Raw genomic sequence first — 16397 nt, 5'->3', positions numbered from 1 at the left:
CTGGCGGCGTTTACTGGAAAACTCACTGTCGGCAAAAGTCAGTTGCTGGCTCATCCGGTTACTCATTCTGGGTTCAGGTTACAACACGATGATCTCACATCTCGGACTTATTCGCACCTTCCTTAAACGGTTACGCAGAAGCTTATGGTAATCACGACCGAGGGCGTACCGGCTAACGTAACCCAGCGAGGGGTCTTTGAGCGTGCGCGCAAAGGCCGCGTTGGCGGGCAGGTAGTTCATGCGCACGCTGATGACGCGTAATGTGCCCGGCAAAAGCTCGTGTGGACGGGCGCGCATCATGCCATGACGTGCCATCCACTCCATTTCGCCGTGGTATTGTTTGTCCAGCCAGGCCTGCAGTTTGGGCTCGCTGGCGGAGAGGTCGGTATCGGTAATGCCTACCTTCTGGAAGCCAAGCTCAGCACCCCACTGTTTGATTTTTTGCGCTAATTCATTGAGATCGAGGGGCTGTGACATGACGGACCATACGGTGAAGAAAAACCCCGCAAGTATACCACATTCCATCTGGCATGCGGATGACCTCCGGCGCGCCGAAAAAGAGGCTGCAGACAGCCTCGGGATTACCCTGTATGAACTGATGCTCCGCGCGGGTGAGGCAGCGTTTGACGTTGCCCGTAGCGCCTGGCCGCAGGCCGCCCACTGGCTGATTCTGTGCGGGCACGGCAACAACGGCGGTGACGGCTACGTCGTCGCCCGTCTCGCGGTGGCTGCGGGTATCCGCGTGACCTTGCTGGCTCTCGAAAGTGATAAACCGCTGCCGGAAGAGGCCAGCGCGGCGCGGGAGGCATGGCTGAACGCCGGCGGTGTGATTCATGCGCCTGATATCGTCTGGCCAGAGGATGTTGATCTGATTGTTGACGGGCTGCTGGGCACCGGGCTGCGCAGCGCGCCGCGCGAAAACGTTGCCGCACTCATTGAACACGCTAACAGACATTCCGCGCCGGTAGTCGCCCTGGATATTCCCTCTGGCCTGATTGCACAAACCGGCGCGACGCCGGGGGCGGTGATTCAGGCGGCACATACGGTGACCTTTATTGCCCTCAAGCCGGGGCTACTGACCGGCAAAGCGCGGGACGTCGTTGGCGTGTTGCACCACAGTGCGCTGGGGCTGGAGAGCTGGCTGGCCGGGCAGGAAACGCACCTCGCGCGTTATGATGCGTCGCAGCTTGCAGCGTGGCTCCCGCCGCGACGACCAACGTCACATAAGGGCGATCACGGCAGGCTGGTGATTGTGGGCGGTGACCACGGTACGGCGGGTGCGATTCGCATGACTGGTGAAGCGGCTCTGCGCAGCGGCGCCGGATTAGTGCGAGTGCTCACTCGCATTGAGAATATTGCGCCGATCGTCACGGCCCGACCGGAGCTGATGGTCCATGAGCTTACGCTCCAGACGCTGGAGGAAAGCCTCGAATGGGCGGACGTGGTGGTGATCGGTCCCGGGCTTGGGCAGCAGGCGTGGGGTAAACAGGCTCTGCAAAAGGTCGAGAATTTTCGCAAACCGATGCTGTGGGATGCCGACGCGCTTAACCTTCTGGCAATAAACCCGGATAAGCGTCACAATCGCATTCTGACGCCACACCCCGGCGAAGCCGCGCGGCTGCTTAACTGCAGCGTGGCAGAAATTGAAAGCGATCGCTTACTTTCTGCTCAGCGTCTGGTAAAACGTTACGGAGGTGTTGCCGTTTTAAAAGGGGCAGGAACCGTTGTTGCCAGTGACGAGACGCAGGGCGTTATTGATGCCGGAAATGCGGGCATGGCGAGCGGCGGCATGGGCGATGTGCTTTCCGGTATTATTGGCGCATTGCTTGGACAGAAACTTCCCCTTTATGATGCAGCCTGTGCGGGCTGCGTGGCCCACGGCGTTGCGGCAGATAAACTGGCTGCGCGTTACGGTACGCGCGGTATGCTGGCCACCGATCTCTTTTGCACGCTGCGGCGTGTAGTTAACCCGGATGTGATTGACGTAGAAAATGACTAATCGAGCGATTCCTTTACCTGATGAACAAGCCACTTTAGATCTCGGCAAGCGCGTGGCGCAGGCCTGTCAGGGGGCAACCGTCATTTATCTGTATGGTGATTTAGGGGCGGGTAAAACCACCTTCAGCCGGGGTTTTTTGCAGGCGTTAGGGCATAACGGGAATGTGAAAAGCCCAACCTACACGCTGGTAGAACCGTACACCCTTGAAAATATCATGGTGTACCACTTCGATTTATACCGCCTTGCGGATCCTGAGGAGCTGGAATTTATGGGGATCCGTGATTATTTTGCCAACGACGCCATTTGCCTGGTGGAGTGGCCGCAACAAGGTGCGGGTGTGCTGCCTGACCCGGATGTCGAAATTCACTTAGATTACCAGGCTCAAGGGCGTGAGGCACGCATCAGTGCTGTTTCCTCATCAGGCAGTTCCTTACTGGCGCGACTGGCCGGTTAAGCGTAGGGATGACGGGATGATAAATCGCGTTAAAGGTTGGTTGTTGGCTGCCACCGTGCTGCTGTGCGCGCAGGCCGGGGCGGCAAACCTCTCAGATATTCAGGTATCGAACGGCGAAAGCCAGGCCCGGATCACGTTCAGCTTTATGGGCGATCCTGAGTATGCGTTTTCACAGCCAGACAGCCACAGCGTGGCGCTGGATATCAAACAGACAGGCGTGATCCAGGGATTACCGCTGCAGTTCAGCGGCAACAACCTGGTGAAAAGTATCCGTTCGGGTACGCCGCAGGATAGCCAGTCGTTACGCCTGGTGGTCGATCTGACCGAAAAGGGCAAAACGAAGGCGGTGAAGCAGCAAAACGGGGCGAACTATACGGTGGTCTTTACCATCAATGCCGATGTCCCGCCACCGCCTCCACCGCCGCCTGTCGTTGCCAAACGCGTGGAAGAACCGGTGTATACGCCGCGTCCTGCTGAACCTGCGCGTAATCCATTTAAATCACAGAACGATCGCATCACTGCGGCAACCAGCAGCAATACGGTGACCCGTCCGGCGGTGAGTACGCGCCGTGCTGCGACCAGCGGTGACAAAGTGATTATCGCCATTGATGCAGGTCACGGTGGACAGGACCCGGGTGCGATTGGCCCGGGTGGGACGCAAGAGAAAAATGTCACCATCGCCATTGCCCGTAAGCTGCGTGCACTGCTCAACGACGACCCTACGTTCAAAGGCGTGTTGACCCGCGACGGGGATTACTTCATTTCGGTAATGGGGCGTTCGGACGTCGCGCGCAAGCAGAATGCGAATTTCCTGGTTTCCATCCACGCGGATGCTGCGCCTAACCGTAACGCGACCGGTGCCTCGGTATGGGTACTCTCGAACCGTCGCGCCAACAGCGAAATGGCCAACTGGCTGGAAGAGCATGAGAAGCAGTCTGAACTGCTAGGCGGCGCGGGCGATGTGCTGGCAAACAGCCAGTCAGACCCGTATCTCAGCCAGGCGGTGCTGGATTTACAATTCGGTCATTCTCAGCGCGTCGGGTATGATGTGGCCACTAACGTATTGAACCAGCTGCAAAGCATTGGTGTGCTGCATAAGCGTCGTCCTGAACATGCCAGCCTCGGCGTTCTGCGCTCGCCAGATATCCCGTCCATCCTTGTAGAGACGGGCTTTATCAGTAACAACGGTGAAGAGCGTCTGCTGGGAAGCGACAGCTATCAGCAGCAAATTGCCGAAGCGATTTATAACGGTCTGCGTAAATACTTTGATGCCCATCCGCTGCAGTCTGCGCCACAGAGCGGCGCTGCCCAGACGGCCAGCGCAGCGCTACCGGGTGAGATGACCGCGACCAACTAAGGAGAATTCATGCCGATTCAGGTTCTGCCGCCGCAGCTTGCGAACCAAATCGCCGCCGGTGAGGTGGTGGAACGCCCTGCGTCGGTCGTGAAGGAGCTGGTGGAAAACAGCCTCGATGCGGGCGCGACCCGCATCGATATTGATATCGAGCGCGGCGGCGCGAAGCTTATCCGCATTCGCGACAACGGCTGCGGCATTAAAAAAGAGGAGCTGGCGCTGGCGCTGGCCCGTCACGCCACCAGTAAAATTGCTTCTCTGGATGACCTGGAAGCGATTCTTAGCCTCGGCTTTCGCGGTGAAGCGCTGGCCAGTATCAGCTCGGTTTCGCGCTTAACGCTGACCTCCCGTACCGCCGAACAGCAGGAAGCCTGGCAGGCTTACGCCGAAGGGCGCGATATGGATGTGACGGTCAAACCCGCGGCGCACCCTGTCGGCACGACGCTTGAAGTATTAGATCTCTTCTACAACACCCCCGCCCGACGCAAGTTCATGCGTACCGAGAAGACCGAATTCGGACACATCGACGAGATCATCCGCCGCATCGCGCTGGCGCGTTTCGATGTCACCATCAACCTCAGCCACAACGGCAAGGTGATGCGTCAGTATCGCGCGGTGGCGGAAGGTGGACAGAAAGAGCGTCGGCTGGGCGCCATTTGCGGGACCCCGTTTCTGGAACAGGCGCTGGCCATTGAGTGGCAGCACGGCGATCTGGCGCTGCGCGGCTGGGTAGCCGATCCTAACGCGAGCAGCGCTGCGTTTGCGGAGATCCAGTATTGCTACGTCAACGGCCGCATGATGCGTGACCGTCTCATCAATCACGCCATTCGCCAGGCCTGCCAAGACAAGCTCGGGGCCGATCAGCAGCCTGCTTTCGTGCTTTATCTGGACATCGACCCGCATCAGGTGGATGTGAACGTCCATCCTGCCAAGCATGAAGTGCGGTTCCACCAGTCGCGACTGGTGCATGATTTTATCTATCAGGGCGTGCTGAGCGTGCTGCAGCAGCAGGGTGAAACGCCGTTGCCGCTGGAACACGCAGAACCTGCGCCACGCCCAATTCCTGAAAACCGTGTCGCTGCAGGCCGCAACCATTTTGCGGAGCCCGCCGTTGCGCGTGAACCGGAAGCGCCGCGCTTTTCCTCCGCAGGGGCCGCACCGCGTCCAACGGGTGCCAACTACCCGAATGCCCAGCCTGGCTATCAAAAGCAGCAGGGCGCGTTGTACCGCAAACTGCTGGAGACGCCAGTCGTAGAGCGTAAAGAACCTATTCCGGCACCTCAGCCTTCTCTGGACGGCCATAGCCAGAGTTTTGGCCGGGTGCTGACGATTATCGCGCCGGATATGGCACTGCTGGAACGTGACGGCAAATTGATGCTTCTGGCACTGCCGGTTGCCGAACGCTGGCTTAAACAGGTGCAGCTCACGCCGGGCGAAAATGCCGCCTGTGCGCAGCCGCTGTTAATTCCGGTTCGCCTGAAAATATCCCCTGATGAAACAAGGATATTGCAGCGTGCCGAAGCACAGCTGGCGCAAATGGGTATTGAAATTGTGCTCGAACCACAACATGTGACAATTCGTGCAGTGCCTTTACCCTTACGCCAACAAAATTTACAAAACTTGATTCCTGAACTGATAGGCTACCTGGCGCAGCAAACATCGTTTGATGCCGCTAACACCGCGCAGTGGATCGCCCGCCATCTGGCCAGCGAACACGCGCCGTGGAGCATGGCACAGGCCATCAGCGTGCTGGCGGAGGTTGAACGCCTCTGTCCGCATCTGGTGAAAGCGCCGCCGGGTGGGTTATTACAACCTGTTGATTTAAAAACGGCGATGAACGCCCTGAAACATGATTGACGTAAGTAAGGCGAGCCTGCCTAAGGCAATTTTTTTAATGGGCCCAACGGCCTCCGGCAAAACGGCGCTCGCCATTGAGTTGCGTAAAGTTTTGCCGGTAGAGTTGATTAGCGTCGACTCCGCCCTCATCTACCGAGGGATGGACATCGGCACGGCGAAGCCTGACGCAGAAGAACTGCGCGCGGCACCGCACCGTTTGCTGGATATCCTCGATCCGGCTCAGGCTTACTCCGCAGCGGATTTTCGCCGGGATGCCTTAGCCGAGATGGCCGAGATAACGGCGGCGGGGCGTATACCGCTGTTGGTTGGCGGAACCATGCTCTACTTCAAGGCGCTGCTGGAGGGGTTATCACCTCTGCCATCCGCGGACCCGGAAGTAAGAGCGAAAATTGAGCAGCAGGCGGCAGAGCAGGGGTGGGACGTTTTGCATCAGCAACTGGCGGAGATTGACCCGGTTGCCGCAGCGCGGATCCATCCAAATGATCCGCAAAGGCTTTCCCGGGCACTGGAAGTTTTTTTCATTTCGGGTAAAACTTTAACGGAACTGACGCAAACGTCAGGAGACGCTCTGCAGTATCAGGTGCATCAGTTCGCCATCGCCCCGGCGAGCCGTGAACTGCTCCATCAGCGAATTGAGCAGCGTTTTCATCAGATGTTAGCTTCAGATTTTGAAGCAGAAGTGCGGGCGCTATTTGCCCGTGGAGATTTGCATACGGACATGCCTTCCATTCGTTGTGTGGGATACCGCCAGATGTGGTCGTACCTTGAAGGTGAGATTTCATACGATGAAATGGTTTATCGAGGTGTTTGCGCCACGAGACAGTTAGCGAAGCGCCAGATCACCTGGTTGCGCGGTTGGGAAGGGGTTCACTGGTTAGACAGTGAAAAACCACAACAGGCGTTAAGCGACGTGATTGAGGTTGTTGGTGATATCGCTCACTGAATGTGTACAATTGAGGCGTATCGTGCGCAATTTTTCAGAATCGCAAGGTTCTAAGTACAAAACAAGCATATAAGGAAAAGATAGAATGGCTAAGGGGCAATCTTTACAAGATCCGTTCCTGAACGCATTGCGTCGGGAACGTGTTCCAGTTTCTATTTATTTGGTGAATGGTATTAAGCTGCAAGGTCAGATTGAGTCTTTCGATCAGTTCGTGATTCTGTTGAAAAACACGGTCAGTCAGATGGTCTATAAGCACGCTATTTCTACTGTTGTTCCGTCCCGTCCGGTATCTCATCACAGCAATAACGCTGGCGGCGGCACAGGTAGTAACTACCATCATGGCAGCAACGCGCAGGGTTCTTCAACGCCAGCGCAGGACAGCGACGAGACCGAATAAGGTTTCGCACTGTTATCCACACGGGGAGCCAGGGATCCTGCGTTCCCCGCTGATCTTTTTAGAGAGGTTTACGCTTGTTTGACCGTTATGATGCCGGTGAGCAGGCGGTGCTGGTACACATCTATTTTTCGCAAGACAAAGATATGGAAGACCTCCAGGAGTTTGAATCTCTGGTCTCTTCCGCCGGTGTCGAAGCAATGCAGGTGATTACCGGTAGCCGTAAAGCGCCGCACCCAAAGTATTTTGTTGGTGAAGGTAAAGCAGTCGAAATTGCGGATGCCGTAAAAGCAACCGGCGCGTCAGTCGTGTTGTTTGATCATGCGCTGTCTCCAGCCCAGGAGCGCAACCTGGAAGCTCTCTGCGAATGCCGTGTTATCGATCGCACGGGATTGATTTTAGACATTTTTGCTCAGCGTGCACGTACCCACGAAGGGAAACTGCAGGTTGAGCTGGCGCAGCTGCGTCATCTGGCAACGCGTCTGGTGCGTGGCTGGACCCACCTTGAAAGACAAAAAGGCGGGATTGGTTTGCGCGGCCCGGGTGAAACCCAGCTCGAAACCGACCGTCGTTTGCTGCGTGGCCGAATTACCCAGATCCTCTCGCGTCTGGAAAGAGTCGAGAAACAGCGTGAGCAGGGGCGTCGGGCACGCACCAAAGCCGACATCCCGACGGTGTCGCTGGTGGGGTATACCAACGCCGGTAAATCCACCCTGTTTAACCAGATAACCGAGGCCCAGGTTTATGCCGCAGACCAGCTGTTTGCGACCCTGGACCCGACGCTGCGCCGTATTGACGTTGCAGACGTCGGTGAAACGGTGCTGGCGGATACCGTAGGGTTTATCCGTCACCTGCCGCATGACCTGGTGGCGGCGTTCAAGGCCACCTTGCAGGAGACGCGACAGGCGACCCTGCTGCTGCACGTGATTGATGCGGCAGACGTGCGCGTGCAGGAGAACATCGACGCGGTGAACGTGGTGCTCGAAGAGATCGACGCCCACGAAATCCCAACGCTGTTGGTGATGAACAAGATCGATATGCTGGACGATTTCGAACCGCGTATCGACAGAGATGAAGAGAACAAACCGATTCGGGTCTGGCTTTCTGCCCAGACCGGTCTTGGTGTGCCACTGCTTTTCCAGGCTTTGACAGAACGTCTTTCCGGTGAGGTAGCTCAGCACACGCTGCGACTGCCGCCACAGGAAGGCAGGCTGCGCAGCCGGTTTTATCAGCTTCAGGCGATAGAAAAAGAGTGGATGGAGGATGACGGCAGCGTGGGGATGCAGGTGCGTATGCCGATCGTTGACTGGCGTCGCCTCTGTAAACAAGAACCTGCGCTGGTCGACTATATCGTCTGATCAGAAAGGGGATGCCTGAATAATTCGCCCTTGCATAACAAATATGGAGCATATACATGGCGTGGAATCAGCCCGGTAATAACGGACAGGACCGCGACCCGTGGGGAAGCAGCAATAATCAAGGCGGCAACTCTGGGGGAAATGGCAACAAAGGTGGTCGCGAGCAGGGGCCGCCGGATCTGGATGATATCTTCCGCAAGCTGAGCAAGAAGCTTGGTGGTCTTGGCGGAGGTAAAGGTTCTGGCTCAGGTGGAAATTCCACCCAGGGGCCGCGCCCGCAAATGGGTGGCCGCGTAGTCGGTATTGTTGCCGCTGCAGTGGTAATCATCTGGGCTGCTACCGGGTTCTACACCATTAAAGAAGCGGAACGCGGTGTCGTTACGCGTTTTGGCAAGTTCAGCCATCTGGTTGAGCCGGGCCTGAACTGGAAACCGACCTTCATTGACGACGTGACCGCGGTCAACGTGGAATCGGTCCGTGAACTGGCGGCGTCTGGTGTGATGCTGACGTCTGACGAAAACGTGGTGCGCGTTGAGATGAACGTGCAGTACCGCGTGACCGATCCTGAGCGTTATCTGTTTAGCGTGACCAGCGCTGATGACAGCCTGCGCCAGGCGACCGACAGCGCCCTGCGCGGGGTGATCGGTAAATACACCATGGACCGTATCCTGACCGAAGGTCGTACCGTTATCCGTAGCGATACCCAGCGTGAGCTGGAAGAGACCATTCGTCCATACAACATGGGGATTACCCTGCTGGACGTCAACTTCCAGGCTGCCCGTCCGCCGGAAGAGGTGAAAGCGGCCTTTGACGATGCGATTGCTGCACGTGAAAACGAACAGCAGTACATCCGTGAAGCAGAAGCCTACACCAACGAAGTTCAGCCACGTGCTAACGGTCAGGCGCAGCGTATTCTGGAAGAAGCGCGTGCGTATAAGACGCAGACCATCCTGGAAGCACAGGGTGAGGTCGCTCGCTTCGCGAAGATCCTGCCGGAATATAAAGCGGCGCCGGAAATTACCCGTGAGCGTCTCTATATTGAGACCATGGAAAAAGTGCTGAGCCACACCCGCAAAGTGTTGGTTAACGACAGTAAAGGCGGAAACCTGATGGTGCTGCCGCTGGATCAGATGCTGAAAGGCAGTTCTGCATCGGCAGCAAAAGACAACAGCGGTGCGAACAACCTGCTGCGTCTGCCACCTGCGTCATCCGGTAGCACAAGCGCAACAACCACGTCTTCTTCGAGCGATGGTGACATTATGGACCAACGCCGTGCTAACGCGCAGCGTAACGACTACCAGCGTCAGGGGGAATAAGGATGCGTAAGTCAGTTATTGCGATCATCGTCATCGTACTGGTCGTGCTTTATACCTCGATCTTTGTGGTGAAAGAGGGCGAGCGTGGGATCAAGTTCCAGTTCAGCAGCGTCGTGCGTGATGGCGACAAACGCCCGGTGATCTACGAGCCGGGTCTGCACTTCAAGGTGCCGTTCATTCAGTCAGTGAAAACGCTTGATGCGCGTATCCAGACCATGGATAACCAGGCCGACCGTTTCGTGACTAAAGAGAAGAAAGACCTGATCGTTGATTCCTATATCAAATGGCGCATCAGCGATTTCAGCCGTTACTTCCTGGCAACGGGCGGCGGTGACGTTTCTCAGGCAGAAGTGCTGCTGAAACGTAAGTTCTCTGACCGTCTGCGTTCTGAGATTGGTCGTCTGGATGTGAAAGACATCGTTACCGACTCCCGTGGCCGTCTGACCCTGGAAGTTCGCGATGCGCTGAACTCCGGCACAGCGGGCACTGAAGATGAAGTTTCAACGCCGGCAGCAGATGATGCGATTGCCAAAGCGGCTGAGCGCGTTCAGGCTGAAACCAACGGTAAAGTGCCGGTGATCAACCCGAACAGTATGGCTGCACTGGGTATTGAAGTGGTAGACGTGCGTATCAAGCAGATCAACCTGCCGGTGGAAGTGTCCGAGGCGATTTACAACCGTATGCGCGCTGAGCGTGAAGCGGTCGCCCGTCGTCACCGTTCACAGGGCCAGGAAGAGGCGGAGAAGCTGCGTGCTGCTGCGGACTACGAAGTGGCCAAAACGCTGGCGGAATCTGAGCGTCAGGGCCGCATCCTGCGCGGTGAAGGTGATGCCGAGGCGGCGAAGCTGTTTGCCGATGCCTTCAGTCAGGATCCTGACTTCTATGCCTTTATCCGTAGCCTGCGTGCTTACGAGAATAGCTTCCAGAGCAACCAGGATGTGATGGTGCTCAGCCCGGACAGCGATTTCTTCCGTTATATGAAGACGCCGACTAACGCAACGCGATAAACTCAGACTCGTTTGAGTATTCAAACCACCGCTTCCCACGGAGCGGTGGTTTTCTTTTATAAGGAACAAAAATGAATTCAACGATCTGGCTCGCGCTGGCCCTGGTCCTGGTGCTGGAAGGTCTGGGACCGATGCTCTATCCACGCGCCTGGCGTCGAATGATCGCCACCATGAGCCAACTGCCGGATAATATTTTACGTCGTTTTGGCGGCGGTCTTGTGGTTGCGGGCATCGTGATCTACTACATGTTGAGGAAAACGATTGGCTGATCAAAAAGTGGTCGGATTTGGGATATTCTGAGGTCAAAAAGTGCTGTATATCTGAAAAAGCGATGGTAGAATCCATTTTTAAGCAAACGGTGATTTTGAAAAAAATGGGTAACAACGTCGTCGTACTGGGCACCCAATGGGGTGACGAAGGTAAAGGGAAGATTGTTGATCTTCTGACTGAACGGGCTAAATATGTTGTGCGCTACCAGGGCGGTCACAACGCAGGCCATACTCTCGTAATCAACGGTGAAAAAACCGTCCTCCATCTTATTCCATCAGGCATTCTTCGCGAAAACGTCACCAGCATCATCGGTAACGGCGTTGTGCTGTCTCCAGCGGCGCTGATGAAAGAGATGAAAGGTCTGGAAGACCGTGGTATCCCGGTTCGCGAGCGTCTGCTGCTCTCCGAAGCCTGCCCGCTGATCCTGGACTATCACGTGGCGCTGGACGTTGCGCGTGAAAAAGCACGCGGCGCGAAAGCGATCGGCACCACCGGTCGTGGTATCGGCCCGGCTTACGAGGATAAAGTTGCACGTCGCGGTCTGCGCGTGGGTGACCTCTTCGACAAAGCAACCTTCGCTGAAAAACTGAAAGAAGTGATGGAATATCACAACTTCCAGCTGGTGAACTTCTACAAAGCTGACGCTGTTGACTACCAGAAAGTGCTGGATGACGTCATGGCGATTGCAGACATTCTGACCGGTATGGTTGTTGATGTGTCCGATCTGCTGGACCAGGCGCGCAAGCGTGGCGATTTCGTCATGTTCGAAGGTGCGCAGGGTACGCTGCTGGACATCGACCACGGTACCTATCCGTACGTAACCTCTTCCAACACCACCGCGGGTGGCGTGGCGACCGGCTCTGGCCTGGGTCCACGTTATGTGGATTACGTTCTGGGCATCATCAAAGCGTACTCCACTCGCGTGGGTGCAGGTCCATTCCCGACCGAACTGTTTGATGAAACCGGCGAGTTCCTGTGCAAGCAGGGTAACGAGTTTGGCGCGACCACCGGTCGTCGTCGTCGTACCGGCTGGCTGGATGCGGTTGCCGTGCGTCGTGCAGTGCAGATCAACTCCCTGTCTGGCTTCTGCCTGACCAAGCTGGACGTACTGGACGGCCTGAAAGAAGTGAAAATCTGCGTAGGCTACCGTATGCCTGATGGCCGCGAAGTGACCACCACGCCGCTGGCTGCTGACGACTGGGAAGGCATTGAGCCAATCTACGAAACCATGCCGGGCTGGTCTGAGACCACTTTCGGTGTGAAAGAGCGTAGCGGCCTGCCGCAGGCGGCGCTGGATTATATCAAGCGTATTGAAGAACTGACCGAAGTGCCGATCGATATTATTTCTACCGGCCCGGATCGTACTGAAACGATGATCCTGCGCGACCCGTTCGACGCATAATCTTCGTGACTGCTGGCCTGCGGGGAGACCCGTAGGCCGGATAAGCGTAGCGCCATCCGGCGACCGCTCCTGGATCTCCGCTTTTTCGCCCCGTCTGTCAAATAAATTAGCCGCTAACTATCTGGCTGGTTTATCATCATTAATGAATATTTCTGCGGTTTGTCCGCGATTTCCCTTTTTCCTGAGGTTGATGTGCAGTTAACAAGTTTCACCGATTACGGCTTACGCGCCCTGATCTACATGGCGTCGTTACCCGATGGGAAAATGACCAGTATCTCTGAAGTCACAGAGGTCTACGGCGTATCCCGTAATCATATGGTCAAAATAATCAATCAACTTAGTCGTGCCGGATACGTTGCTGCCGTCCGCGGGAAGAATGGTGGGATCCGTCTCGGTAAACCGGCACAGAGTATTCGTGTTGGCGATGTGGTACGTGAACTGGAGCCGCTGTCTCTGGTGAACTGCAGCAGCGAGTTCTGCCACATCACGCCCGCTTGCCGCCTGAAAAAGGCGCTTTCTAAGGCCGTGCAAAGTTTTCTCAAGGAGCTGGATAACTACACGCTGGCCGATTTGGTTGAAGAAAATCAACCGCTTTATAAATTATTGCTGGTGGAATGAAGAAAATTTCCACCGGAGCTGACAACGGAGGAACCGACATGTCACACGATCCTTTCCAGGAACGCGAAGCCGAAAAATACGCGAATCCTATCCCCAGCCGCGAGTTCATCATTGAACACTTAACAAAACGCGAAAAACCCGCCAATCGTGAAGAACTTGCTGTTGAATTAAACATTGAAGGTGAAGAGCAAATTGAAGCCCTTCGCCGCCGCCTGCGCGCGATGGAGCGTGACGGGCAGCTGGTCTTTACCCGCCGCCAGTGCTACGCGCTGCCAGAACGCCTCGATCTGCTGAAAGGGACCGTCATTGGTCACCGCGATGGCTTCGGCTTCCTGCGCGTGGAAGGCCGTAAAGACGATCTGTATCTCTCATCTGAACAGATGAAAATGTGCATCCACGGTGACCAAATTCTGGCGCAGCCGCTGGGCGCTGACCGTAAAGGTCGCCGAGAAGCGCGCGTCGTGCGCGTCCTGGTGCCAAAAACCAGCCAGATTGTTGGCCGCTACTTTACCGACGCGGGCGTGGGGTTCGTGGTGCCGGACGACAGCCGTCTGAGCTTCGACATCCTGATCCCACCTGAAGAGGTGATGGGCGCCCGCATGGGCTTTGTGGTGGTGGTGGAACTCACCCAGCGCCCAACCCGTCGCACCAAAGCGGTAGGTAAAATCGTCGAAGTGCTGGGCGATAATATGGGCACCGGCATGGCCGTTGATATGGCGCTGCGCACCCACGAAATTCCATACATCTGGCCGAAAGCGGTTGAAGAGCAGATCGAAAGCCTGCGCGAAGAAGTGCCGGAAGAATCCAAAGTGGGCCGCGTGGATCTCCGCTCCCTGCCGCTGGTTACGATCGACGGTGAAGACGCCCGTGACTTCGATGATGCCGTCTACTGCGAGAAAAAACGCGGCGGCGGCTGGCGTCTGTGGGTAGCGATTGCAGACGTAAGCTACTATGTTCGTCCGCATACCCCGCTGGATAACGAAGCGCGCAGCCGTGGTACGTCGGTCTACTTCCCGTCGCAGGTTGTACCGATGCTGCCGGAAGTGCTGTCTAACGGCCTGTGCTCCCTGAACCCGCAGGTTGACCGCCTCTGTATGGTTTGCGAGATGACCATCTCCAACAAAGGGCGCTTAACTGGCTATAAATTCTACGAAGCGGTGATGAGCTCGCACGCGCGTCTGACCTACACCAAGGTCTGGCATATGCTGCAGGGCGACCAGGATCTGCGCGAACAGTACGCGCCGCTGGTCAAACACATCGAAGAGCTGCATAACCTCTACAAAACGCTGGATCAGGCGCGCGAAGAGCGCGGCGGGATCTCCTTTGAGAGCGAAGAGGCGAAATTTATCTTCAACGCCGAGCGCCGCATTGAGCGCATCGAGCAGACTCAGCGTAACGATGCGCACAAGCTGATTGAAGAGTGTATGATCCTGGCGAACATCTCGGCGGCACGCTTCGTTGAGAAAGCCAAAGAGCCTGCGCTGTTTCGTATTCACGATAAACCGTCGACGGAAGCCATCACCGCGTTCCGCTCTGTGCTGGCTGAACTGGGCCTGGAGCTCCCGGGCGGCAATAAGCCAGAGCCGCGCGATTACGCCGAGCTGCTGGAATCCATTAGCGATCGTCCTGATGCAGAAATGCTACAGACAATGCTGCTGCGCTCGATGAAGCAGGCGATTTACGATCCGGAAAACCGCGGTCACTTCGGCCTGGCGCTGCAGTCTTACGCCCACTTTACGTCGCCGATCCGTCGTTACCCTGACCTTTCGCTGCACCGTGCGATCAAGTATCTGCTGGCGCAGGAGCAGGGCCATAAAGGGAACACCACCGAAACCGGTGGCTACCACTATTCGATGGAAGAGATGCTGCAGCTGGGTCAGCACTGCTCCATGACCGAACGCCGTGCCGATGAAGCTACCCGCGACGTGGCGGACTGGCTGAAGTGTGACTTTATGCTGGACCAGGTCGGTAACGTCTTCAAAGGCGTGATTGCCAGCGTGACCGGCTTTGGCTTCTTCGTTCGTCTGGACGAGCTGTTTATCGACGGTCTGGTGCACGTCTCCAGCCTGGATAACGACTACTACCGCTTCGACCAGGTCGGTCAGCGTCTGATCGGCGAATCTGGCGGCCAGACCTACCGCCTGGGCGACCGTGTGGAAGTGAAGGTTGAGGCCGTGAATATGGACGACCGTAAAATCGACTTCAGCCTGATCTCCAGCGAGCGCGCACCGCGTAACGTCGGTAAAACCGAGCGCGAAAGAGCGAAAAAAGGCGGAAACGGCAAAACGAGCGGCAAGCGCCGTCAGGCCGGTAAGAAGGTGAACTTCGAGCCGGACAGCGCCTTCCGCGGCGAGAAGAAGCAGAAGCCGAAGGCGGCAAAGAAAGAAGCCCGTGCCGCGAAGAAACCTTCCGCGAAGACACAGAAAATAGCGGCCGCCACCAAAGCGAAGCGCGCGGCTAAGAAAAAGCAGGCGGAGTAAATTCTCCCCTCACCCTGACCCTCTCCCCAACCGGGAGAGGGGAAATACTTATTACGAGAACCATCAATGAGTGAAATGATTTACGGCATCCACGCGGTGCAGGCCCTTCTCGAGCGCGCACCGGAGCGTTTTCAGGAAGTGTTTATTCTGAAAGGGCGTGAAGACAAACGTCTGATGCCGCTGATCCACGCCCTGGAAGCGCAGGGCGTGGTGATCCAGCTGGCTAACCGCCAGTTCCTGGATGAGAAAAGTGAAGGCGCGGTTCACCAGGGGATCATTGCCCGCGTGAAGCCGGGCCGTCAGTATCAGGAAAACGATCTGCCGGATCTGATCGCTGAGCTCGAGAATCCGTTCTTCCTGATCCTCGATGGCGTTACCGATCCGCACAACCTCGGCGCGTGTCTGCGCAGCGCGGATGCGGCGGGCGTGCATGCGGTGATCGTGCCGAAAGATCGCTCCGCGCAGCTGAACGCGACGGCGAAGAAAGTGGCCTGCGGCGCGGCGGAAAACGTTCCGCTGATCCGCGTGACCAACCTGGCGCGCACCATGCGTCTGCTGCAGGAAGAGAACATCTGGATCGTCGGTACTGCCGGTGAAGCGGATCATACCCTGTATCAGAGCAAAATGACCGGCCGTCTGGCGCTGGTGATGGGAGCGGAAGGTGAAGGCATGCGTCGCCTGACGCGCGAGCACTGCGACGAGCTGATCAGCATCCCGATGGCGGGCAGCGTGTCCTCTCTGAACGTGTCTGTTGCGACGGGCATCTGCCTGTTTGAAGCGGTGCGTCAGCGCAGCTGATTTTCGCCCGGTGGCGCTTCTGTATGACCGGATACATAGGTGACAGATCAGACCGGGAACATAGGTAACACTTTTAGTCTATCCGCACCACACTCTGGGTTTTTCGGTCGTAGTACGCAAGCGTTATTCCGTTGAAGATGATGGCCT

At 56.7% G+C, this 16397-nt stretch carries 14 protein-coding genes and 1 pseudogene; 14 read left to right on the top strand and 1 reads right to left on the bottom strand.

Annotation, left to right across the window (positions count from 1 at the left end):
* Positions 1–114: 114 nt before the first annotated feature.
* Positions 115–477 (bottom strand): annotated as a pseudogene (locus tag ACOTXT_RS21025) (QueG-associated DUF1730 domain-containing protein); the annotation flags it as partial.
* Between ACOTXT_RS21025 and nnr the strand changes: the two are divergent.
* From nnr to rlmB, 14 genes are all read left to right on the top strand, one after another.
* On the top strand, positions 476–1999 hold the full coding sequence (nnr, locus tag ACOTXT_RS21020; protein WP_055321267.1) for a bifunctional ADP-dependent NAD(P)H-hydrate dehydratase/NAD(P)H-hydrate epimerase: 1524 nt from the start codon (positions 476–478) through the stop codon (positions 1997–1999). The pseudogene ACOTXT_RS21025 and the gene nnr overlap by 2 nt on opposite strands.
* A complete protein-coding gene (tsaE, locus tag ACOTXT_RS21015; protein WP_023293458.1) occupies positions 1992–2453 on the top strand; it encodes a tRNA (adenosine(37)-N6)-threonylcarbamoyltransferase complex ATPase subunit type 1 TsaE in 462 nt (153 codons plus the stop codon). The genes nnr and tsaE overlap by 8 nt, the downstream gene beginning before the upstream one ends.
* A gap of 16 nt (positions 2454–2469) precedes the next feature.
* A complete protein-coding gene (gene amiB, locus ACOTXT_RS21010) occupies positions 2470–3810 on the top strand; it encodes an N-acetylmuramoyl-L-alanine amidase AmiB (RefSeq protein WP_021240715.1) in 1341 nt (446 codons plus the stop codon).
* Between the two features lie 9 nt (positions 3811–3819).
* The gene (gene mutL, locus ACOTXT_RS21005; RefSeq protein WP_055321268.1) at positions 3820–5664 is read left to right on the top strand and encodes a DNA mismatch repair endonuclease MutL; all 1845 of its coding nucleotides are present in this window, start codon (positions 3820–3822) and stop codon (positions 5662–5664) included.
* Positions 5657–6607 (top strand): tRNA (adenosine(37)-N6)-dimethylallyltransferase MiaA, encoded by a 951-nt coding sequence (gene miaA, locus ACOTXT_RS21000; protein ID WP_055321269.1) that lies wholly within the window; start codon positions 5657–5659, stop codon positions 6605–6607. The genes mutL and miaA overlap by 8 nt, the downstream gene beginning before the upstream one ends.
* An 85-nt stretch (positions 6608–6692) precedes the next feature.
* Positions 6693–7004, top strand: a complete 312-nt coding sequence (gene hfq, locus ACOTXT_RS20995; protein WP_008502919.1) for an RNA chaperone Hfq — start codon at positions 6693–6695, stop codon at positions 7002–7004.
* 74 nt (positions 7005–7078) lie between these two features.
* Positions 7079–8359, top strand: a complete 1281-nt coding sequence (gene hflX, locus ACOTXT_RS20990; RefSeq protein WP_008502918.1) for a ribosome rescue GTPase HflX — start codon at positions 7079–7081, stop codon at positions 8357–8359.
* A gap of 56 nt (positions 8360–8415) precedes the next feature.
* Positions 8416–9675, top strand: a complete 1260-nt coding sequence (hflK, locus tag ACOTXT_RS20985) for an FtsH protease activity modulator HflK (RefSeq protein ID WP_032675814.1) — start codon at positions 8416–8418, stop codon at positions 9673–9675.
* A 2-nt stretch (positions 9676–9677) separates the two neighbouring features.
* The gene (gene hflC, locus ACOTXT_RS20980) at positions 9678–10682 is read left to right on the top strand and encodes a protease modulator HflC (protein ID WP_008502916.1); all 1005 of its coding nucleotides are present in this window, start codon (positions 9678–9680) and stop codon (positions 10680–10682) included.
* 71 nt (positions 10683–10753) lie between these two features.
* Positions 10754–10951, top strand: a complete 198-nt coding sequence (locus tag ACOTXT_RS20975) for a DUF2065 domain-containing protein (protein ID WP_003855996.1) — start codon at positions 10754–10756, stop codon at positions 10949–10951.
* Positions 10952–11055: 104 nt separating this feature from the next.
* Positions 11056–12354: an adenylosuccinate synthase gene (locus ACOTXT_RS20970; protein WP_006178975.1), complete on the top strand. Its 1299-nt coding sequence runs from the start codon at positions 11056–11058 to the stop codon at positions 12352–12354.
* Between the two features lie 192 nt (positions 12355–12546).
* The gene (gene nsrR, locus ACOTXT_RS20965; RefSeq protein WP_023293453.1) at positions 12547–12972 is read left to right on the top strand and encodes a nitric oxide-sensing transcriptional repressor NsrR; all 426 of its coding nucleotides are present in this window, start codon (positions 12547–12549) and stop codon (positions 12970–12972) included.
* A 38-nt stretch (positions 12973–13010) separates the two neighbouring features.
* Positions 13011–15452: a ribonuclease R gene (gene rnr, locus ACOTXT_RS20960; RefSeq protein ID WP_008502912.1), complete on the top strand. Its 2442-nt coding sequence runs from the start codon at positions 13011–13013 to the stop codon at positions 15450–15452.
* 66 nt (positions 15453–15518) lie between these two features.
* Positions 15519–16250, top strand: coding sequence for a 23S rRNA (guanosine(2251)-2'-O)-methyltransferase RlmB (rlmB, locus tag ACOTXT_RS20955; protein ID WP_047364106.1), 732 nt, complete (start codon positions 15519–15521; stop codon positions 16248–16250).
* Positions 16251–16397 lie beyond the last annotated feature (147 nt).

Origin of the sequence: Enterobacter cloacae complex sp. IR5422, from assembly GCF_049238165.1 — a bacterium.
GTDB classification, from domain to species: Bacteria; Pseudomonadota; Gammaproteobacteria; order Enterobacterales; family Enterobacteriaceae; genus Enterobacter; species Enterobacter roggenkampii.
Note: the sequence above shows the minus strand (reverse complement) of the source record. Positions and strands in the feature narration are given on the sequence as shown.

Excerpts from the sequence above, each read along its gene's own strand:
- nnr (WP_055321267.1), top strand. The coding sequence starts at position 476 with ATGACGGACCATACGGTGAAGAAAAACCCCGCAAGTATACCACATTCC.
- tsaE (WP_023293458.1), top strand. The coding sequence starts at position 1,992 with ATGACTAATCGAGCGATTCCTTTACCTGATGAACAAGCCACTTTAGAT.
- amiB (WP_021240715.1), top strand. The coding sequence starts at position 2,470 with ATGATAAATCGCGTTAAAGGTTGGTTGTTGGCTGCCACCGTGCTGCTG.
- mutL (WP_055321268.1), top strand. The coding sequence starts at position 3,820 with ATGCCGATTCAGGTTCTGCCGCCGCAGCTTGCGAACCAAATCGCCGCC.
- miaA (WP_055321269.1), top strand. The coding sequence starts at position 5,657 with ATGATTGACGTAAGTAAGGCGAGCCTGCCTAAGGCAATTTTTTTAATG.
- hfq (WP_008502919.1), top strand. The coding sequence starts at position 6,693 with ATGGCTAAGGGGCAATCTTTACAAGATCCGTTCCTGAACGCATTGCGT.
- hflK (WP_032675814.1), top strand. The coding sequence starts at position 8,416 with ATGGCGTGGAATCAGCCCGGTAATAACGGACAGGACCGCGACCCGTGG.
- hflC (WP_008502916.1), top strand. The coding sequence starts at position 9,678 with ATGCGTAAGTCAGTTATTGCGATCATCGTCATCGTACTGGTCGTGCTT.
- ACOTXT_RS20975 (WP_003855996.1), top strand. The coding sequence starts at position 10,754 with ATGAATTCAACGATCTGGCTCGCGCTGGCCCTGGTCCTGGTGCTGGAA.
- ACOTXT_RS20970 (WP_006178975.1), top strand. The coding sequence starts at position 11,056 with ATGGGTAACAACGTCGTCGTACTGGGCACCCAATGGGGTGACGAAGGT.
- rnr (WP_008502912.1), top strand. The coding sequence starts at position 13,011 with ATGTCACACGATCCTTTCCAGGAACGCGAAGCCGAAAAATACGCGAAT.
- rlmB (WP_047364106.1), top strand. The coding sequence starts at position 15,519 with ATGAGTGAAATGATTTACGGCATCCACGCGGTGCAGGCCCTTCTCGAG.